Below are 18,855 nucleotides of genomic sequence, written 5' to 3'. Positions count from 1 at the left end.
TCTCCTTCTCACTCGGCGGATCGACGGAGGAGGCCGCGCAGCCGTTGGACGCCGCCCTGGATGCCGCGCGGGAAGGCGAGCACGACGACGATGAGGATCACGCCGTACACCGCGAGCGGGAGGTTGTTGGCCACGTCGGTGTTCAGGTGCAGGACGTCGGCGAGGTCCTCGGACCAGGCCTGGAAGTACACGAGCGCGACCGCGCCCCACAGCGCGCCCCACAGGGAGCCGAGCCCGCCCAGCACCACGGCCGCCAGCAGGCTCAGCGACAGCGCGGGGGTGAACGAGCCCGGCGCGGCCGTGCCGAGCAGGAACGCCTGCAGGCCACCGGCCAGGCCACCGCACACCGCGCTGACCAGGAACGCGAGGATCTTCGTGCGGCCGACGGCGATCCCGCTCAGCGACGCGGCGACCTCGTCGTCGCGGACCGCGCGGAAGTCGCGGCCGAGCCGGCCGCGGACGAGGTTCACCACCAGCACCAGCGCGATGAGCACGCTGAGCCAGACGATCCAGGTCTGCCAGCGCAGCTCCGGGATCACCCCGGCCACGCCGGACGGTCTGCTGTGGACGGTGAAGTTCAACCCGTTGCTGCCGCCCAGGAAATCCGGGAACCGGCGGGTGAGCGCCGGCAGGCCGACGGCGAGCGCGAGCGTCGCCCCGGCGAGGTACGGGCCGCGCAGCCGGGCCGCGGCGGCCCCGGCCAGCAGCCCGGCGAGCCCGCCGGCGGCCGAGGCGAGCAGCAGGTCGGCCCACAGCGGGAACGACGGGACCCGCCGCACCAGCAGGGCGACGGTGTAGGCGCCGATGAACATGAACGCGCCGTGGCCCAGGGAAACCTGGCCGGTGAGACCGGTCAGCAGGGTCAGCCCGGCCACCGCGATCAGGTAGTAGCCGACCGTCGCGATCCGCAGGTTGGTGAACTCGTCGGTGACCAGGGTCAGCGCGACGACGACGGCGAACGCGCCCAGCGCGGCGAGCGCGTGGACGAGCAGCGGCGGTGGCGTGCGGCGCTTCTCCGGTGTCTTCACGGGAGTTTCCGGAAGACTCGTGCGCAACGTCATACCCGCCTCACCTTGGCCCGGCCGAACAACCCGCTGGGCCGCACCGTCAGCACGACCACCAGGATCGCCAGCGCGGCGATCGTCACCAGCTCCGGTCCCAGGTAGCCGGACACATAGGACAGTCCGAGCCCGAGGACGAACCCGCCCGCGATGGTGCCCAGCGGGTTGTCCAGGCCGCCGACCACCGCCGCGGTGAGGGCGTAGACGAAGACGCCGTCGAGCACGTTCGGGAAGAGGAACGGCGGCGTGGCGAGCAGCCCGGCCAGCGAGCCGACGGCCGCGGCCAGTCCCCAGCCGACGGTGAGCATCAGCCCGACCCGCACGCCGAGCGTGCGCGCCACCTCCGGGGCGAACGCGGCCGCGCGCATCCGCAGGCCGAGTGGCGTGTACTTGAACACCACCAGCACGAGCGCGGCGATGGCGAGCACCACCAGCACCACGAACAGGTCGTTGGCGGAGAACCGGCCGCGGAAGTCGAAGGCGTACGGGAACGCCAGCGGCTCGTTGGACCAGATCATGCCCGCGACCGCCTGCAGCACCAGGAGCAGGCCGAGGGTGACGATGATCGAGCTCAGTTCGGAGCGGTGGCGCAACGGCCGGACCAGCAGCCGTTCGGTGGCGACGCCCAGCACGGTCCCGGCGGCGATCGCGACGGCGAAGCCGAGCCAGTAGCTGCCCGTGGCCTTCGTCACCGAGTACGCGAGGTACGTCGAGATCAGGGCGAGGGCGGGCTGCGCGAAGTTCACCACCCGGGTGGCCCGGTAGATGATCACCAGGGCGAGCCCGAGCGCCGCGTACACCGCGCCCGCCGAGATCCCGCCGAGGGTCAGGTCGAAGAAGTCCTGCATACCGGACCGGCACCTCCAAGTAGACGCGTCAGAACCCGAGGTAGGCGTGGCGGAGGCCGTCGTCGGCCAGGAGTGCCGCCGCGGTGTCGACCGCCACCACCCGGCCGAGCGCGAGGACGTGGCCGCGGTCGGCGATGGACAGCGCGCTGTGCGCGTTCTGCTCGACCAGCACCACGGTGAGCCCGGTCGAGGACCGCAGGTCCCGCAGGATGCCCATGATCCGGGCGGTGATCAGCGGCGCGAGGCCCAGCGACGGTTCGTCCAGCAGCAGCAGCCGCGGCCGGCTCATCAGGGCGCGGCCGATGGCCAGCATCTGCCGCTCGCCACCGGAGAGCGTCGAGGCGGGTTTCGCCGAACGTTCTTCCAGCGCCGGGAAAAGCTCGTACATCTCCCGGCGCGCCGCCGCGCGGTCGGCGCGGTCGCGTCGCCACAGCGCGCCCAGCCGGAGGTTTTCGTCGACGGTCAGCTCGGTGATCACGCCGCCGCCCTCGGGCACGTGCGCCACCCCGCCGCGCGCGATGCGGTCCGGCGCCAGCCCGGTCAGTTCCCGGCCCTCCCAGGCGATCCGCCCGCCGCGGGCCGGTTGCAGGCCGCTGATCGTGCGCAGCAGCGTCGTCTTGCCCGCCCCGTTCGCGCCGAGCACGGCGGTGATCCCGCCGGGCTCGACCGTCAGGCCGACGCCGTCGAGCGCGCGGACGGCGCCGTAGGCCACGGACAGCTCTTCGACCTCAAGCACCGGGCGCCTCCTCGGCGGGGTCGCCGAGGTAGGCCTCGGCCACGCGGGGGTCGGCCTGGATCTCGGCCGGGGTGCCCGCCGCGATCACCTCGCCGAAGTTCAGCACCACGACGCGGTCGCAGACCTCCATGACGAGGTCCATGTGGTGTTCGACGAGCACGACCGCCATGCGCCGCCGCAGCGACACGATCAACGTCGAGAGCTCGGCGAGTTCGGCGGCCGAGAGCCCGCTCGCGGGTTCGTCGAGCAGCAGCAGGTCCGGATCCGCCACCAGCGCCCGCGCCAGCGCGACGCGCTTGCGCACGCCGTAGGGCAGCACGCCGGGCAGCCGGTCGGCGAGGTCGGCGATCCCGAGCTCGCCGAGGGTTTCGCGGGCGCGCCCCGCGAGGTCGGCTTCGTCGCGCGCCGATCGGCCGGCGCCGACGAGGGCCGGGAGGACGCCGGTCCGGGCGTGGCGGCCCGCCCCGGCCATCACGTTCTCGAGCACGGTCAGCCCGGCGAACAGGCCGAGCCCCTGCAGCGTCCGGACGATCCCCAGCCCGGCGAGCTGGTCGGGGCGGTGCCGGACCAGCGGCCGCCCTCGCCACAGCACCCGGCCCGCCTGGGGCCGGACGAACCCGCACACGACGTTGAACAGCGTCGTCTTGCCGGCGCCGTTGGGCCCGATGACCCCGACGACGGTGCCGGCGTCGACGCTCAGGTGAACGTCGTGCAGCGCGGTGAGGCCGCCGAAGCGCACGGTGAGGCCGTCGACCACGAGCAGGCCTTCGCCGGGCAGTGCCTCACCAAGAGGGGTCATCATTGACTCCTGTCTCACCATGTGGACCAGGCCGTACCGCGCGGTCGGTATGAAGAGGGTGAGGTGCGGCGCCGGTCGTGTCAAGGTGCACCGCCGAGACCGGGATCTTGACGACCGGTCCGAAAATTTCGGGAAGGCCGCCCACCAGGGGAAGTCCTTACGACACGAGAAGGGCGGGTGCGCGGTTCGCGCACCCGCCCTTGGCGGCCTGTCCCGGTCTCAGCGTGTGCTGGCCTGCGGGGCGATCATCGAGGAGGCGTCGAGCTTCGCCTGGATGACCCCCAGCTGCTGCAGCAGGTCCGGCACCCGCTGGATGCGGCGGGCATCCAGGGTCGATCCGAACGTGGGCATCACCATCAGGCTCGCGATGTCCTGGTCCACGCGGGCGTTGCGGACGACGAGCGGCTCGACGCGGGCGCGGTCCACCGCGGCCCGCGTGGCGTTGAGCATCGCGCGCTGGAACGCCCGCAGGGTCTTCGGATGCTCCTTGACCCACTTGGCCGTGGCGCCGTAGCCGGTGAGGGGGAAGGCCTGGGTGCTGCCACTGGCCGCGTCGATCACCGGGTACGCGCCGGCGGTCTTGGCGGACTGGGTGAGGAACGGTTCCGGCTGGTAGGCCGCGTCGACCCGGCCCTGGGCCAGCGCGGTCCCCATCTCCGGCAGCGGCATCGGGACCCACTGCACCTTGTCGGTGCCGACGCCGTGGTCGCGCATCACCGACTGGGTCAGCACGTCCGAAGCCGCGTTCTTGGAGCTGATCGCGATCCGCTTGCCGTTCAGGTCTTCCACGGTCTTCACCGGCGAGTTCGGCACGGTGACGACCTCGTTGCTGCGCGGGCTCGCCGAAGTGGCGTCGGCGACCAGCTTCACGTCCGCCGAACCGCTGCTCTTGGCCAGGAAGAACAGGGTGTAGGTGGACAACGCGAGATCGTCCTGCCCGCCCGCCATCCGGGTCAGCGTCTCCTGCCCGCTGGCGCCGACGTCGGTCTGCACGTCGAGGCCCTCGGCGGCGAAGTACCCGCCTTCCTGGGCCAGCCACAGGGGGGCCAGGTCGACCGTGGTGAGGATCGCGACCCGGATCGACGGCTTTTCGACGTCACCGGCGGTCGGCGAACCGCCCAACGGGCTGCACCCGCTCAGCAGGGTGACGACCAGGACAAGCAGCGCGAGCCGGCGTGTCGAGGCGCGTTGGAACATGCCACTCCTCGGAAAAGAATCCTTCGATCACGGAATCCGGCTTGTCGAGCCGTGATTCGCCGGACTGTAGATGACGATTTCCGCGTCCGCAAACGCGGTGCCGACAAATACGCGGCACCGGGCGGACGGGTAATCCACCCACAGGGCCACACCACTCGAAGGAAACAAACCCACCAAGAAGCCGCCCGCACCGTGATCATGCCACCGCAGGTCGCCGGGGTCCGTCCGCCGGCGATTCGCCCGTTCGCACCAAGGCGCCGTAACGCCGCCGATTCCCGGCGCGACTCGCCCCGCGTGACCTCCTCCGCCAGTGAACCGGATTCCGCGGCCGAACTGAGGAACCGGATCGAACGTTCCGCGCCGAATGGATACCGGCACGTCGAAACGGCCGTAATTCACCGAAGCCCGGAGATTCACAAAACCGCGACGATCTGGTTGGCCCTCGAACCGGACGGCGGCGAAAAACTGATTCTGATGGTCAATTCCTGGACACCGCGACCGGACGGTTCCGGTTTCGACCTGCGTCCCGGGGCGAGCCAATGGGCGTGCGAGAACGCCGCCATCGGCGAACTGCACCGGTTCCTTTCGGCGCGGTTCGGGCCGCCCGAGCCGCGAGCCGGGCACGACGCCCCGCTGACGGAGGTCATCCGGAAGGTCCGATCGGGCGAAGCCGATGCGGGCCAACTGGCCCAGCTGGCGGAAGCCTTGGCGGAGGCCCCGAACGCGGCCGAGGCGCCGGCCGCGCACGGGGCGCTCCAGGTGCTGCTCGACGGCATCCAGACCGCGAAACAGCGGGACGTCATCGCCGCACTGTCCGAGGCCGTTCGGAATCCGGCCGCCACGGAGAACGAATTCCAGCGGATTCTCGGCGAAAGCTGGTGGATGTTCGGCGGAAAGTACATCGAGAAGGCGAAACGACGGTCACTGACCGCCCTGACCCAGGTGGCCGTCCCGCTCATCCGGGCCGACGGCGCCCTGCACGTGGTCGAGCTGAAACGGGCCTGCGTCCCGGATCTCGTCGTGAAGCACCGCGAGTTCTTCGTCGTCGGTCCCGAAGTGAACAAAGCGGTCGGCCAGACCCTCAACTACCTGCGCGAATTCGACGAGCAGCGCGACGTCATCAAGAACCGGCTGGGCATCGAATGCCGCCGCGCGTTCGCCACCGTCGTCATCGGCCACCCCGCCCACGTGCCGGACGCCGCGGCGCGCGACCAGGTCGCGGAGACGCTCCGGACCTACAACGCGCACCTCTCGCGCGTCGAGGTGATCACCTACGCCGACCTCATCCAGGGCGCCGAGAAGGCCCTCGAGCTCGCGCCGTCCGAACCCGGCTGACCCTGGGCACCCGGCTCAGGCGGCCTTCGGCGTCGCGCGCATGCCGACATAGACGCACCCGGTGCCGTCCTTGAGCGCCGAGAACACGACCGGCATCCAGTCATCGCTGAAGGCGCCGTCGGCCCGCCCGGCGAAGACATCATCCGACACGGCGACGAGGTCCGACTCGATCGGCGGCGCCAGACCGGCCATGCCGTCGACGAACGCGTACCGCAGGTGCGGCACGCCGTCGCGCTCCGAGATCGTGATCTCGACACCCTCCCGGCGGTAGGTGCCGGCTCGCTCCCCGAGCACGACCGGCAGCGGCGCCGAGGGCGGCCCGAACGGCGCCGGCACGCGGATGCCGGCCAGTTCGCCGAGCAGTTCCCGGAAGAGGTCCGAGTAGAGCCGGCGGGCACCGCCGCCGTTGGTCAGCAGCACGGCGGCCACCCCGGCTTCCGGCGCCACGCGAAGGAAGCCGTACTGGCCGATCGTCGCGCCGTCGTGACCGAAGCCGGCGGCGCCGTCCCAGTCGTAGAGCGTCCAGCCGAGTCCCCAGCCATCGGAGTCGACCGTCCACTTGTCGGGGCAGTCGGTCTCGCGCCGCTGCATCGCGGCGACGGTTTCGGCCCGCAGCACCCGGGTTCCGTCCGGTGCGGTCCCGCCGTCGAGGTGCATCCGGGCGAGCCGCAGGACGTCGGCCGCGGTGGCGCACAGGACACCGCCGTACGGCCCGGCCGAACGCGGCAGCGGGTTCCAGACCGGCGCCGGATCGGGGTCGGCGCCCGCTTCCCCGAGGTGTCCCATCGCGGCGCGGAACCGCAGGACGTCCTCGGGCAGCGTCACGGTGTGCGTCAACCCGAGCGGCGCGCAGAGCCGGTCCTGGAGCGCGGCGTCCCAGGTCTGCCCGGTGAGCACTTCGACGATCCGGCCGAGCACGTTGTAGCCGACGCTGCTGTAGGAGATGGCCGTCCCGGGGGGACAGTCGAGCGCGACGTCGCGGGCGGCTTCGACGTAGGCGGCGAGGCAGTCGTCGCCGCGTCCGGTGTCGTGGGTGAAGTCGCAGGTGAGCCCACTGGTGTGGGACAGCAGCTGCCGGACGGTGATCGTCTTCGACGCCGCGGGGTCGGCGACCGTGAAGCCCGGCAGGATCTCCTGGACCGGGGCGTCGAGGTCGAGCTTGCCCTGCTCGGCGAGCTGCATGACGAGGGTCGCGGTGTGGATCTTGGTGATCGAGCCGACCTGGAACACCGAGTCGGTCGTCACGGTCACGCCGGTGCCACGGTGCAGCACCCCGGTGGCCAGTTCGTGGATCTCACCGTCGACGAGCACGGCGAGGGCCGCGCCCGGCACGTGGTGCGCGGCGCGCAGTTCGTCGAACCGGCGCTGCCAGCGGGTGCGGTCGAAAGTCATGATGTGTTCGCCTCCTGCGTACGGTGTTCTCTCGTTGCGCACACTGTACGCAGAGCCGAACGACGTACGCAAGCGGCGCACGTCGTGCGCTAAGGTGAGCGGGACGAAAGGAGGCCGGATGCCGGCCGATGAGCAGCCCGTGGCCTCGGTGTGGACGCGCCCGCGGCGCCGGCGGGAGCAACCCGCGCTGAGCCGCGCGCAGATCGTGGCGGAGGCGCTTGATCTGCTGGACACCGAAGGTCTGGAAGCACTGAGCATGCGCAAGCTCGGCGCCCGCCTGGACGCCGGCGCAACGTCGCTGTACCGGCACGTCGCCACCAAGGACGAGCTGATCGAGCTCGTCGTCGACGAGGTCTACGGCCAGGTCGAGGTGCCGGACATCCAGGGCGAGGACTGGCGGTCGGCGGTCACGGTCTGCGCCACGAGCGCGCGGGCGGTGCTGGTGAAGCACGCGTGGATGGCGTCGGTGCTCGGCCAGGTCGGGCTGGCGTACCTGGGCCCGAACGTGATGCGGCTGAACGAGCGCATGCTGGCCCTGTTCGAGGCGGCGGGGTTTTCCCTGCCCGAGGCGGACCTCGCGCTCAGCACGGTGATGGCGTACGTGATCGGCATGGGCACGACCGAGGCGGCGTGGCTCACGACATTGGCGCGAAGCGGCCGAAGCGAGCAGGAGTGGATGGACAGCCTCCGTCCGGCGGCAGCCGAAGCGAGCAAGCCGTACCCCCGCCTGCACGCCCTCACCACGGCGAGCAACGAGGACGTCGAAGGGGCTCGCGCCGACGGATTCCGGTACGGGCTCGAACGGGTACTGGACGGCCTGGCGACCCGCCTCGGGTAACCCCGCGGCAGCTCACGATTCCACAAGGGACTTTCGGCGGTGCGTGACCAATCGATCACCAGGAGCACCCAAAACCCCAGGACGGAAGCAATTTGGAAGTCGCGCCGGGCACCATCGGCCACACCCACGAGCACGAGGAGTCGAAACATGAGAGCCGGTGCATTCAAGGCCGTCATCGGCACGGCCTTCCTGGGGGCCGTCGTCCTCGCGCCCGCCGCGGAGGCATCCGAGACGGGGGCGCAGACCGTGTCCTCGAGCTGCGCCGCGGGCACGTTCCGCGGCACCTTCTCGATCACCTACCAGCCGGCGGGCCCGGCCGAGTACCACCCGACCATCGCGACGATCGGCGGTGGCCCCTACATCGGCGACTCGGGGACGTTCGCGATGGACGTCTTCTACGTCGACGCGGACGGCGCGGCGAACTCCGTCTACACCGGGAAGTTCACCGGCACGGCGGGCACGAAGGTCAGCGTCCACCTCCCCGAGGACGTCAAGGTCCCGCAGGACCGCCCGAGCTACGTCTCGGTCAGCTTCGACGGCGGCGCGGGCCCCTGCACGGCCAGGGCGGAGATCAGGTAGCCCGCGCGCAGGACCGCGTCGCGCAGCAGGGCGGCGCTGTCCTGCGCCCGCGCCGGGGCGAGCACGAACCCCGCGCTCGTGTGCTCGCCCCAGCCCGCCATCACGTGCGGTTCGCCGAACCCGCGGATCGGGCACGGCAACGGCGGCGCCACGGGCACGTGCGTGTCGCTGACCAGCAGGCTCACGTCGGCGGGCGCCGCCTGCTCCGGGATGGCCCGCGGGGCCCGGTCCGGCGGCGGCTGGTGCGCGACGACCAGCGCCCGCGGCCCCGGCAGGTCCCCCGCCACCCGGCGCTGCGCCAGCCGGTAGGCGACCAGCGCGCCGAGTCCCGCCCCGAACAGGACGTGCGGGCGGGCGAGCACGCCCGCCAGTTCCGCGCACAGGGACTCGACGAGCAGCCACATGTCCCGGTACGGGTGTTCGTCCCGGCGCTCGCCCCGGCCGGGCAGCTCCACGACGTGGACGGCGATCCGCGGATCGCGCCAGGCCCGGTAGCGGCCGGCGACGTCGCCGACGTCCGGGAAACAGACGAACAACAGGCGCTCCGGATCTTCCCTGTCCACCCGTGGCCCCCCTTCCTTCTCGACCGGGGTTAGGGTCGACCACAGCACTTCCGTTCCGCTTCGGTCCGCCTTCTGGGGGGCAACACGTGCGCTACCGCCTGCTCGGGCCGGTCACGGTCCTCGGCGACACGGGGGCGTTCCGGCCCGGTGGCCAGAAACAGACGTCCGTGCTGGCCGCGCTCCTGCTGAACCCGAACCGCGTGGTCACCGAAGACCGCCTCATCGATCTGACCTGGGGCGAAAACGCGCCGCCGAGCGTCCGCGGCCGGCTCCAGGTGCACATCTCGGAGCTGCGGAAGCTCCTCGGCCGCGACGTCATCGTGCGGCGCGCGCCCGGCTACGTGATCGAGGTCGCTCCCGGCGAACGGGACCTCGACGTGTTCGACGACGAGGTCGCCAAGGCCAGGGCCACCTCCGGGCCGGACGCCGTCGCGCACCTGCGTGCCGCGCTGGCGCTGTGGGACGGCACCCCGCTCGGCGGGGTGAGCGAGGCACTGGCCGAGCGCGAAGGCCCGGCGCTGGCCGAACGCCGGCTCGTCGTGCTGGAGGAGCTGTACGAGCAGGAGCTGGCCTCGGGACGGCACGGCGAGGTGGTCGGGGAGCTGCGGCAGCTCGTCGACGAACACCCGTTCCGCGAACGGCTGCGGGCCGCGCTGATGCTCTCGCTGCACCGCTGCGGCCGCACCCCGGAGGCCCTCGAGACGTACACGCGGGCGCACGACCTGCTGGTGGACGAACTGGGCATCGAACCCGGCCAGGCGCTGCAGGACCTGCGGACGCGGATCCTGCGCAACGAGGGCGAACCGGCGCCGGCCACGGCCCCGGTCGTGCTGCGGCCCGCCGAGCTGCCGCTGGACGTCCGCGGGTTCGCCGGCCGGGCGCCCGAGCTGGCCACGCTGGACGAACCCGGCGACGTCTGGGTGATCACCGGGACCGCCGGCGTCGGCAAGACCGCGCTGGCCGTGCACTGGGCCCACACCGCGCGGGCGCGCTTCCCCGACGGCCAGCTGTACGTGAACCTGCGGGGTTTCGACGCCGACGACGAGCCGCTCACGCCCGCCGCCGCGCTCGCCCAGCTGCTGCGGACGCTCGGGGTGGACCTGCGGGACGTGCCGCCGGGCGTCGACGACCAGACCAAGCTCTACCGGTCGCTGCTGGCCGACCGGCAGGCCCTGGTGGTGCTGGACAACGCCCGCGACGCCACCCAGGTGCTGCCGCTGCTGCCGTCGTCGGGCCGGGTGCTGGTGACCAGCCGCCACCGGCTCGACGAGCTGGTCGCCCGCACCGGCGCGCGGTCGCTGGGCCTGGCGCAGCTGCGGGAGGACGACTCGCGGGCGCTGCTGACCGCGCTGCTCGGCGACCGGACCGCCGCCGAACCGGAGGCGGCCGCGGAGCTGGCGCGGCTCTGCGGCCACCACCCGCTGGCCCTGCGGATCGCCGCGGCGAACACCGGCGTCGCGAGCATCGGCGAACTGGTCGACGAGCTGCGCGGCGACCCGCTGGCCCAGCTCGGCTTCGACGGCGCGGAGGAGAGCGCCGTCGCGAAGGCGTTCTCGGTGTCCTACCAGGCGCTGCCGTCCGGCCTGCGGCAGGCGTTCCGGCTGCTCGCGCTGGTGCCCGGGGCCGACATCACGGCGGTCGCCGCGGCGGCCCTTCTCGACGTCTCCGTGGACGACGCGACCCGGCGGCTGCGCGGGCTGTCCGCGGCCAACCTCCTCGAAGCGCACGCGCCCCGCCGCTACCGGTTCCACGACCTCGCCCGGCGCTACGCCGAGCAGTGCGTCCGCGCCGACGAAGACGAAGCCGCGCGCGACCAGGCCTGGGCACGGCTGTTCACCGGCTACTGCGCGGCCGCGGACGCCGCGGTCGCGCTGCTCGGCGCGCGCATCGTGACGCTCCCCCGCGAAGACGCGCCGGCGGCGCCGAGCCCGGTCGCCTTCGCCGGCGCGGCCGAAGCCGTGGCCTGGCTGGACGTCGAGGTGCCGAACCTGTCGGCCGCGCTGCGGCAGGCCGCGACGCGCGGGCCGTACCCCGGCGCCTGGTACCTCGCCGACGCGTTGCGGCGGTTCTTCCACGACCACGGCCGCCGCGCCGAATGGCTGGAGCTCGCCCCGATCGTGCTGCGCGCGGCGCAGGACCACGGCGCCCAGCCGGCCGAGGCGCTGGTGCACCTGTCCATCGGCGGCGCCTACTTCCGGGAGGGCCAGCACGAGGCGGGCATCCGGCACTCGGAAAAAGCGGTGCTGGCCAGCCGGGCGTGCGGCTGGCGGGAGTGCGAGGCGACGGCGGTCGCGAACCTCGGGGCGATGCTGGAGTGGACCGGCAGGCTGTCGGAGGCGGTCGAACACAGCCGGCGCGCGATCCAGCTGTTCCGCGAGCTGGCCAACCGGTCGGGCGAAGCGCTCGCGCTGAACTCGCTGAGCTGCCACTACCGGCAGCTGGGCCGGCTGGAGCAGGCCGAGGACTGCCTGGTCGAGGCGATCGCGCTGGCCCGCAAGGAGGACCTCGCGTTCTGGGAGGCGGCGAACCTCGCCGACCTCGGCTGGGTGCTCCTGGCGATCGGGCGGCTGGCGGAGGCCGGGGACGTCCTCGAACAGGCGCTGCGGGCCTTCCGCGAGCTCGGGTCCAGCTTCGGCGAGGCCACCGCGCTCAACGCGATGAGCGCCGTGCAGGTCGCCCGCGGAGACCACGACGAAGCCGCGCGGACCGCGGAAGCGGCGCTCGAGTGCGTCCGCCGCGACGGCGACCGGCAGGTGGAGGCCGCCGCGCTGATCGCGCTCGGCCGGGCGGAAGAGGGCCGGGGTGACCTGGTCGCCGCGGAACGCGTCCTGCGTGAGGCCCGGGAGCTGACCGCCGAGTCGGGGCTGCGGGGTCAGCTCGCCGAGGCGGCCGCGACGCTGGCGCGGGTCCTCGCCGCCGCCGGCCGCGCGGGCGAGGCCGGCGAACACGCCAGGACGGCGCTCGACGCGGCGCGGGCGGGCGGGTTCCGCGTGGTGGAAGCGGAGGCCCTGCTGGGGCTGGCCGCCGTCGAAGCCGCGGCGGGCCGGTCGACGCTCGCGGACGGCACGGCCCAGGAGTCTCTCGCCCTCTACCGCGCCGTGGGGCACGTCACCGGGGAAGCCCTCGCCAGGGATTTCCTGGCCGGACTCACCGGCCTCGCCGCGGGCTGACCCGCGCCGCGCCCACCGCCGGCCGAGTGCCGGGTGTTACCTCCGCCCGTGCGGCGAGACATACTGAAGGCATGCCCCGTCCGAAACACGTCGCCGCGAGCGATCTCCGGCTCCCGGACGCGCTGCAGCCGGGGCGGCCGAAGGGCGATCAGCTCCGCGAAATCCTGGAAAGCGTCGCGACGGAGGCGGGGCCCGGCAGGCTGATGCCGTCGGAGCGGTTCCTCGCCGAGCACTTCCAGGTCGCCCGCGGCACCGTCCGCCAGGAGATCAACCGGCTCGTCGCCGACGGCGTCCTGTACCGCCAGCACGGCACCGCGACCTTCACCGCGGAGCGGCAGGCGGCGCACATCGACATGCTGACCTCGTTCACCGAGGACATGCAGGCCAGAGGTGTGGTGCCGAAGACGAAGGTGCTGCACGCCGAGGTGGAGTCCGCGGGCCCGCGCATCGCCGGCCGGCTGAACGTGCCACCGGGCGCGCGGGTGTTCCGGCTGGAGCGGCTCCGCTACGTCGAGGACGAGCCCTTCGCGGTCGAGCGCACCAACCTGTCCGTCGACCGGTTCCCGGACATCGAACTGTTCGACTGGGAAACCCAGTCCCTGCACCGCACGATCGAGGAACGCTGGGGCGTGCGCCCCGAATGGAACGACACGGCGATCTCGGCGGTGCTGCCGAACGGTCACGACGCCGCGCTGCTCGGCATCGAAACCACCCAGCCGTGCCTGATCATCGAAGGCACCCTGCACGACCAGAGCGGCGGCGTCATCGAAGCCGGCCGGTCGCTCTACCGCGGCGACCGCTACACGGTCTTCACCCAGGCCCGGCGCAGTCACGCGTCCTGACCTGGGCAACCTCCGGCGCCCGGCTCGGCCACCCGGCTGACCTGGTGCCCGTGCAGCAGCTTCAGGCAGTGCTCCACCAGCGCCTCGGCGGCGTCCGGGCCGAACAGTGTCACGTACGACTCGTAGATCCCGTCGCGGTGACCGTCGGCGTCGGGCAGGTAGCCGAGGTAGCCGTCCGTGTACCCGATCACCCGCGTGTGCCGGAACGGGCTGCCGCGGCGGATGCGCAGGCCGAGCGAGGCGAACAGCTCGAACGGCGTGTGCAGCCAGGCGATCTCCCCGAGCGACACCACGCTGACCGGGACCTCGGCGCAGCCGGTGGGCCGGTCGCTGGCGGCCATCGCCGCGAGCATCGCGCAGCCCTCGTACCGGGTCCGCGCGATCCGGACGTCCGGGTGGTCCTCACCGCTGCGGGCCAGCTCGCGCCGCCACTCCTCCTCGGCCAGCCGGCGCAGCTCCAGACTGTCCTCAATGGACGGTACGTCGCGGTAGGGCAGCTGCAGCACGGACCGCGACAGCCGGACCGGGCCGACGGCCGACAGCGGAGACGCCGCCGCGAGCGTGCGCGCGATCGACGTCGCCAGGTGGCCGCCGAGCGCGCGGACTTCGGCGTGGTCGCGGCCGCGCCGGATGAACCGCGAGCTCGCGTCGCCCGCCGCGCCCTGCAGGAAGGCCGCGACCGGCTGCCCGATCAGCGCGGCCAGCTCGCGGCGGGTCGCGCCCGGCCAGTCCGCCGACCAGGTGAGGTTGTCCGGGCCGAGCACGGTCGGGTGGCTGGCGTAGTCGAACAGCAGCGCGGCCGGGGTGCCGTCGTCCCGGCGCAGTTCGAGGACGCCGAACGACGTGTCGTGCGGCCCGTCCCGCCGGTAGCGGTTGCCGCCGACGGCCTCCGTCTCGCCCGCGTGCCAGCGGGCCCGCACCCGGCCGCGGCAGGCCCGCAGCCGCAGGGCGGCGCCGGTGACCTTCTCCGCCATCCCGCCGACCAGCCCGGCGTCGCGCTGCCCCGGCAGCCCGGGGTGCAGCGGGCCGGTCCAGCCCTCGGGCCCGGAATGCGTGTGCGACGCGCAGACGAGCACCCGGTCCGGGTCGATGCCCACCGCCGCGGCGACGGCGTCGGCCAGGGTGCGGGTGAGCCCGGCGTCGACCGCCAGCGCGTCCAGCGCCACCCACAGCACCCCGGGGTCGTCCTCGGTGGACAGCCAGATCAGCGACGCCTCGAGGTCGTCGTGCGTGCCGGTCGCGACGCCGTGCCGGGCGAGGTAGCCGCCGAGCGGGTGCCCCGGCCCCGGGGTGATCCGGACGTCCTGCGCGGCGAGCAGCAGCACGGCGGTCACCAGGTGGATTCCAGGACGTCGACGACGCCGTCGCGGCCGGCGGCGCGAGCCACCCCGGCGAGCCCGGCGACGTCGTCGGTCGGGTGCAGCAGGACCTCGAGCAGCATCGGCAGGTTGAGCCCGGCGACCAGCTCGATGCGGATCCGAGCGCCCGGCGTGGTGGCGAGCGCGCGGACGGCGTTGAACGGCGAGCCGCCGTGGAGGTCGGCGAGCACGAGCACCTCGGGGGCGTCGCCGGCCAGCTCGAGCAGCCGGGCGCCGAACTCCTCCTGGCTGTCGCGCGGGCTCAGCTCGCAGACCTTCAGCCGCGGCTGGGAGCCGAGGATCATCTCGGCGGCTTCCCCGACGCCGGACGGCAGGCGGCCGTGCCCGGCGAGGATGATCGGGACGGTCATGGCGGACTCCCTAACTCTTCGCCGGGGCTGACGGCGCGAACCAGCCGAGCCACCCCAGGACGACCCCGGTGACGGCGACGGCGGCGATGATCCAGACCGGACGCAGCCGGGTCTTGGCCGTCAGCAGGTATACCCCGGCGGTGACCAGCACGGGCAGCAGGAACGGGACCAGCTCGTCGAGCCGGTCCTGGATCGCCACGGCCTGTGTCACCGGCTGCCCCTGGACCGTGGTGGTCTGCCGGTAGGTCAGCGTGGTGACGACCTTGACGATGGACGGGATGAACCCGCCGAGCACGACGAACCCGAGCACGGTCGCCCCCTGCGCGACGCGCGCGAGCGCGCCGGCGGCGAGGTGCCCGGCCAGCCGTTTCCCCTCACGGTAGGCGAACCCGAACTGCCAGCGCCGCACCAGCGCGTACGGCACCAGCACCATGACGGCGGCGAAGGCGGGGCCGAGCCAGTTGCCCTGCAGCGCCCACGACGCGCCCATCGTGAAGACGATGCTGTTGTACAGCGCGAAGACGACGGTGTCGCCGATGCCGGCCAGCGGCCCCATCAGCGCGACCTTCGTGCTCGCGGCCGACTTCGGCGTGCCCGCCTCCTCCAGCGCGATGCTCGAGCCGAGGATCAGCGGGCCGCCGATGAGCACCGAGGTGTTGAAGAACTGCAGGTGCCGCTGCAGGCCGGCGACGTAGTCGGCCTTCTCCGGGTAGAGGCGGCGCAGCACCGGTTCCATCGAGTACGCGAACCCCAGCGCCTGCATCCGTTCGTAGTTCCAGGAGATCTGGCTCGACCAGAAGTACCGGCGGAACGCACGGCGCAGGTCCTGCTTCGTCAGGCGCGGGTCGGCGGCGGGCTCCTCGGCGGCGTCGGGCGCCGCGAGCGCGGGTTCGTCGCGCTTGAACGTCACGAACAGCATCGCGACGGCGATGCCGACCAGCGCGATCCCCAGCACCGGCAGGTGCAGGTAGGCGAACCCGACGAACCCGATCAGCAGCAGGTACCAGTACCGCGGCAGCTCCATCATGCCGAGCAGCAGCGCGAAGCCGACCGCCGGCAGCAGCGCCCCGGCCAGCGTCATGCCCTGCACGAACCCGGCCGGGATGCGCGCGGTGATGTCCTTGACCAGGCCGCCGGACGCGGCGAGCGCGGCGAGGAACGTCGGGATCGCCCGGACCGCGACCCACGGCACCAGGCTGACCCAGTGGATCGTGGCCAGGCCGCGCGCGTTGCCGTCGGCGGCGTAGCCGTCGGCCCGGTGCACCAGCGCGGTGGTGACCATCTTGCCGACCGGGTCCAGCGCGGCCAGCAGGATCGCCGCCGGCAGCCCGACGCCGATCCCGATCGCGGCCTGCGCGGCCGGGTCGCCGGCGGCGCCCGCGGCCAGCGCGGTGCCGACGATCGCGCCGGTCTGGTAGTCCGGGATCGTGGCGCCGCCGTAGGTGTAGACGCCGAGGGCGGCCAGTTCCAGCGTCGCGCCGATCAGCAGGCCGAGCAACGGGTGCCCGGTGATCAGCCCGGCCACCGAGCCGGCGATGAGCGGGCGCTGGGCGTAGATGAGGAACGGACCGAGCCCGTCATAGGTGCAGTAGATCGCCCAGATGGTCAGGGCCAGCGCGACGAGCATGCGGGGCTACAGCCCTTTCCGGTCGAGCAGCGGGACGAATTCGGCGGGCTTGTCCCGCGGCAGCAGCTGTGTGACCAGCGGGATGCCCGCCGCGGCGAGCTTGCGGTAGGCGTCCGCCTCGTCCGCAGTGACCGCGACCGAGCGGGTGACCATGGTGTACTCCGTGCCTGGCCGGGGCGCGACGTTGCCGACGTTGACGACCTCCGGCCGCAGCCCGCCCTCGACGAGGCGGAAGACGTCCTGCGGGTGCTTCACGATGATCATGATGCCGGTACCGGCCGCCGCGTCGAGCGTCCCGGCGACGGTGAGCACGTCGGTGGGCAGGCCGCGCGCGGCCTGCGGGAGCAGCATCCGCTGCACGTCGTCGGCGGCGACGTCGTCGTTGCAGACGAGCAGCCGGCGAACGCCGAGGTGGCGGGTCCACGCGACGGTGACCTGCCCGTGAACCAGCCGGTTGTCGACCCGGACATGTGCCCCCGCCATCTTTCTCCTCCCGGACGGCAGGAGACATACTGGTTCGTACCAGTAATCGTGTCAACGCATGCCGTGACCGACAGCCGGTCGACGGCTTCGCGCGGCCGACGGAAGGACCCCTCAGACCTTCCGTCAGCCCATGTGCGCGAAGCCCCGCCGTTTCACCCGGACCCTCCCATAAAGGTATATACCAGTATGGACAATCGTGATCGACTGTCAAGACCCTTTCTGTTCACGGGCCCGGACAGCCGATCGACCGGGCAACCGATCGAAATTCACCGGAATTCGCTGTGGGGAGTTCACTTCGAAGGGCCGGTTCTTGTCAGTGACAGCCGCCCGCCGAGGATCTATCATTCCCATTGGTCTAGACCGCGTCGCGCGTCGACGGCCACCGAGCGTGAACGAGGTGCCGCCCGAACATTCCGGGAGAAACCGCGCAACCTGACCCGGTTGCCGTCGTTAACCGCTTCGTCAGTTCAGGGGAGGAAAGCATGCCGGCCGTCAGATCGAACATCGTGCCGCTCCGGCACGCGCGCCCGGGAGTGGTGGCGTACGTGAAAAGCCCGGCGGACTGGTTCGTCGCGAACAGCGGCTGGATCCAGGGCACCGAGGGCGTCGCGCTGATCGACACCTGCGGGACCGAGCAGGCGACGCTGGAACTGCTCCGCGACGTCCGCAAGTACGCGGGCGACCAGGAGCTCACCGTCGTCATCACGCACGCGCACGGCGAGCACCACAACGGCCTCGGCGTCGCCCTGCGCGACGGCGGGACGGCACTCGCCGCGCCCGGCAGCGTCGAACTGGTCAAGGCCGGGCCGCAGACCTACGGCAACGTCTTCAGCTACACCCACTGGGGCATGCTCGAGCCGCCGAAGCCCGACGCGGTCCGGGCGGTGACCGGCCGGCAGCGGCTCGACCTCGGCGGCGCCGTCGCCGACGTGGTGGCGGTGCCCGGCGTCGCGCACACGGCGGGCGACCTGGTGGTGCACGAGCCGCGTTCGGGCACGCTGTTCACCGGCGACCTGGTGTTCATCGGCAGCACGCCGATGGCGGTGCACGGCTCGATCCCGGGCTGGCTCGACGCGCTCGACTGGCTGCAGGACACGTTCCGGCCGCGGACGCTCGTGCCCGGCCACGGTCCGGTGGCGAACCCGGGCCACACCGCCGTCCACGCGATGCGCGTCTACCTGGAGTGGCTGCTGGAGGCGACCGCCCGCCAGTCCGACTTCACGAAGCTGGCGAAGCAGGCGTCGCTGCGGTGGCCGACGTGGCGCAACCCGGAACGGCACATCGGGAACCTGATGCGCGCCTACGCCGACCAGCACGGCCGCAAGCTGGACGTGGACCTGGCGGTGGACGCGGTCCTCGCGGCGGCGGGCGGCCGGATCGACCTGGACTACCTGCTCGGCGGCGAACCGGTCCGGAAGATCTCCTAGGAGCCCGCGCCGGCCGACCTTCCCGCAGTACCACGGGATCCGCTGCGGCCACACGCTTTCCAGCGTCGAAGCGCCCCAATGTGGCATTCGGTGCGTCCAGCGCACCCAATGTGGCGTTCGGTGCGTCGAGCGCACCCAATGATGCTCCTATGGTTTGTCAAGGGTGAGGTGGTGGATTGCGGCGAGGTCTGCGGTGAGGTGTGGGTAGATTTCGCGGGCGACGTAGCGT

General features: G+C 72.5%; 17 protein-coding genes. 6 read left to right on the top strand and 11 right to left on the bottom strand.

Translation table 11 applies throughout. The features are described from left to right. Positions 1-8: 8 nt before the first annotated feature. The 5 genes from AB0M82_RS23325 to AB0M82_RS23305 form a co-directional block, all read right to left on the bottom strand. Entirely contained in the window at positions 9-1,061 is a 1,053-nt protein-coding gene (locus AB0M82_RS23325) for a branched-chain amino acid ABC transporter permease (protein ID WP_364725321.1), read from the bottom strand. Next, positions 1,058-1,909 (bottom strand): branched-chain amino acid ABC transporter permease, encoded by an 852-nt coding sequence (locus tag AB0M82_RS23320; protein WP_364725319.1) that lies wholly within the window; start codon positions 1,907-1,909, stop codon positions 1,058-1,060. The genes AB0M82_RS23325 and AB0M82_RS23320 overlap by 4 nt, the downstream gene beginning before the upstream one ends. 28 nt (positions 1,910-1,937) lie before the next feature. Further along, a complete protein-coding gene (locus AB0M82_RS23315; RefSeq protein ID WP_364725316.1) occupies positions 1,938-2,645 on the bottom strand; it encodes an ABC transporter ATP-binding protein in 708 nt (235 codons plus the stop codon). Further along, a complete protein-coding gene (locus AB0M82_RS23310; protein ID WP_364725313.1) occupies positions 2,638-3,444 on the bottom strand; it encodes an ABC transporter ATP-binding protein in 807 nt (268 codons plus the stop codon). The genes AB0M82_RS23315 and AB0M82_RS23310 overlap by 8 nt, the downstream gene beginning before the upstream one ends. 219 nt (positions 3,445-3,663) lie before the next feature. Next, positions 3,664-4,641: an ABC transporter substrate-binding protein gene (locus AB0M82_RS23305; RefSeq protein WP_364725310.1), complete on the bottom strand. Its 978-nt coding sequence runs from the start codon at positions 4,639-4,641 to the stop codon at positions 3,664-3,666. Positions 4,642-5,115: 474 nt separating this feature from the next. Here AB0M82_RS23305 and AB0M82_RS23300 point away from each other — a divergent pair, with 474 nt between their 5' ends. After that, a complete protein-coding gene (locus AB0M82_RS23300; RefSeq protein ID WP_364725307.1) occupies positions 5,116-5,976 on the top strand; it encodes a Shedu anti-phage system protein SduA domain-containing protein in 861 nt (286 codons plus the stop codon). A 15-nt stretch (positions 5,977-5,991) separates the two neighbouring features. Here the strand turns inward: AB0M82_RS23300 and AB0M82_RS23295 are convergent, their stop codons facing one another. Next, positions 5,992-7,368 (bottom strand): serine hydrolase domain-containing protein, encoded by a 1,377-nt coding sequence (locus tag AB0M82_RS23295; protein ID WP_364725304.1) that lies wholly within the window; start codon positions 7,366-7,368, stop codon positions 5,992-5,994. A 118-nt stretch (positions 7,369-7,486) separates the two neighbouring features. Between AB0M82_RS23295 and AB0M82_RS23290 the strand changes: the two genes are divergently transcribed. Further along, positions 7,487-8,206, top strand: coding sequence for a TetR/AcrR family transcriptional regulator (locus AB0M82_RS23290; protein WP_364725301.1), 720 nt, complete (start codon positions 7,487-7,489; stop codon positions 8,204-8,206). 147 nt (positions 8,207-8,353) lie between these two features. Continuing rightward, entirely contained in the window at positions 8,354-8,785 is a 432-nt protein-coding gene (locus AB0M82_RS23285; protein ID WP_364725298.1) for a hypothetical protein, read from the top strand. Here AB0M82_RS23285 and AB0M82_RS23280 read toward each other — a convergent pair. Beyond that, positions 8,722-9,348: a thioesterase domain-containing protein gene (locus tag AB0M82_RS23280; RefSeq protein WP_364725295.1), complete on the bottom strand. Its 627-nt coding sequence runs from the start codon at positions 9,346-9,348 to the stop codon at positions 8,722-8,724. The two genes, AB0M82_RS23285 and AB0M82_RS23280, sit on opposite strands and share 64 nt — an antisense overlap. Before the next feature lie 86 nt (positions 9,349-9,434). On the opposite strand from AB0M82_RS23280, the gene AB0M82_RS23275 reads away from it, so the two are divergent. Continuing rightward, positions 9,435-12,518, top strand: coding sequence for a BTAD domain-containing putative transcriptional regulator (locus AB0M82_RS23275; RefSeq protein ID WP_364725293.1), 3,084 nt, complete (start codon positions 9,435-9,437; stop codon positions 12,516-12,518). A 71-nt stretch (positions 12,519-12,589) separates the two neighbouring features. Continuing rightward, the gene (locus tag AB0M82_RS23270; protein ID WP_364725291.1) at positions 12,590-13,360 is read left to right on the top strand and encodes a GntR family transcriptional regulator; all 771 of its coding nucleotides are present in this window, start codon (positions 12,590-12,592) and stop codon (positions 13,358-13,360) included. Here the strand turns inward: AB0M82_RS23270 and AB0M82_RS23265 are convergent. The 4 genes from AB0M82_RS23265 to AB0M82_RS23250 are packed head-to-tail and all read right to left on the bottom strand — an operon-like array spanning position 13,348 to position 17,199. After that, positions 13,348-14,694 (bottom strand): hypothetical protein, encoded by a 1,347-nt coding sequence (locus AB0M82_RS23265; RefSeq protein WP_364725288.1) that lies wholly within the window; start codon positions 14,692-14,694, stop codon positions 13,348-13,350. The two genes, AB0M82_RS23270 and AB0M82_RS23265, sit on opposite strands and share 13 nt — an antisense overlap. Continuing rightward, positions 14,691-15,089, bottom strand: coding sequence for a PTS mannose transporter subunit IIAB (locus AB0M82_RS23260; RefSeq protein WP_364725286.1), 399 nt, complete (start codon positions 15,087-15,089; stop codon positions 14,691-14,693). The genes AB0M82_RS23265 and AB0M82_RS23260 overlap by 4 nt, the downstream gene beginning before the upstream one ends. A gap of 10 nt (positions 15,090-15,099) precedes the next feature. Next, positions 15,100-16,716 carry a PTS system mannose/fructose/sorbose family transporter subunit IID gene (locus AB0M82_RS23255; RefSeq protein ID WP_364725283.1) on the bottom strand — a complete coding sequence of 539 codons (1,617 nt, stop codon included), beginning with the start codon at positions 16,714-16,716 and terminating at the stop codon, positions 15,100-15,102. 6 nt (positions 16,717-16,722) lie between these two features. Further along, positions 16,723-17,199, bottom strand: a complete 477-nt coding sequence (locus AB0M82_RS23250) for a PTS sugar transporter subunit IIB (RefSeq protein WP_364725281.1) — start codon at positions 17,197-17,199, stop codon at positions 16,723-16,725. A 482-nt stretch (positions 17,200-17,681) separates the two neighbouring features. Between AB0M82_RS23250 and AB0M82_RS23245 the strand changes: the two genes are divergently transcribed. Next, entirely contained in the window at positions 17,682-18,626 is a 945-nt protein-coding gene (locus AB0M82_RS23245; RefSeq protein WP_364725278.1) for an MBL fold metallo-hydrolase, read from the top strand. Positions 18,627-18,855: the final 229 nt, after the last annotated feature.

This window comes from Amycolatopsis sp. NPDC051128 (assembly GCF_040682715.1).
Lineage (GTDB): Bacteria > Actinomycetota > Actinomycetes > Mycobacteriales > Pseudonocardiaceae > Amycolatopsis.
The sequence above is the reverse complement of the archived record's forward strand: the minus strand, read 5'-3'. Positions and strand labels throughout refer to the sequence as shown.

Excerpts from the sequence above, each read along its gene's own strand:
- AB0M82_RS23285 (WP_364725298.1), top strand. The coding sequence starts at position 8,354 with ATGAGAGCCGGTGCATTCAAGGCCGTCATCGGCACGGCCTTCCTGGGG.
- AB0M82_RS23300 (WP_364725307.1), top strand. The coding sequence starts at position 5,116 with ATGGTCAATTCCTGGACACCGCGACCGGACGGTTCCGGTTTCGACCTG.
- AB0M82_RS23305 (WP_364725310.1), bottom strand. The coding sequence starts at position 4,641 with ATGTTCCAACGCGCCTCGACACGCCGGCTCGCGCTGCTTGTCCTGGTC.
- AB0M82_RS23310 (WP_364725313.1), bottom strand. The coding sequence starts at position 3,444 with ATGACCCCTCTTGGTGAGGCACTGCCCGGCGAAGGCCTGCTCGTGGTC.
- AB0M82_RS23250 (WP_364725281.1), bottom strand. The coding sequence starts at position 17,199 with ATGGCGGGGGCACATGTCCGGGTCGACAACCGGCTGGTTCACGGGCAG.
- AB0M82_RS23295 (WP_364725304.1), bottom strand. The coding sequence starts at position 7,368 with ATGACTTTCGACCGCACCCGCTGGCAGCGCCGGTTCGACGAACTGCGC.
- AB0M82_RS23245 (WP_364725278.1), top strand. The coding sequence starts at position 17,682 with ATGCCGGCCGTCAGATCGAACATCGTGCCGCTCCGGCACGCGCGCCCG.
- AB0M82_RS23320 (WP_364725319.1), bottom strand. The coding sequence starts at position 1,909 with ATGCAGGACTTCTTCGACCTGACCCTCGGCGGGATCTCGGCGGGCGCG.
- AB0M82_RS23290 (WP_364725301.1), top strand. The coding sequence starts at position 7,487 with ATGCCGGCCGATGAGCAGCCCGTGGCCTCGGTGTGGACGCGCCCGCGG.
- AB0M82_RS23325 (WP_364725321.1), bottom strand. The coding sequence starts at position 1,061 with ATGACGTTGCGCACGAGTCTTCCGGAAACTCCCGTGAAGACACCGGAG.
- AB0M82_RS23255 (WP_364725283.1), bottom strand. The coding sequence starts at position 16,716 with ATGCTCGTCGCGCTGGCCCTGACCATCTGGGCGATCTACTGCACCTAT.
- AB0M82_RS23270 (WP_364725291.1), top strand. The coding sequence starts at position 12,590 with ATGCCCCGTCCGAAACACGTCGCCGCGAGCGATCTCCGGCTCCCGGAC.
- AB0M82_RS23260 (WP_364725286.1), bottom strand. The coding sequence starts at position 15,089 with ATGACCGTCCCGATCATCCTCGCCGGGCACGGCCGCCTGCCGTCCGGC.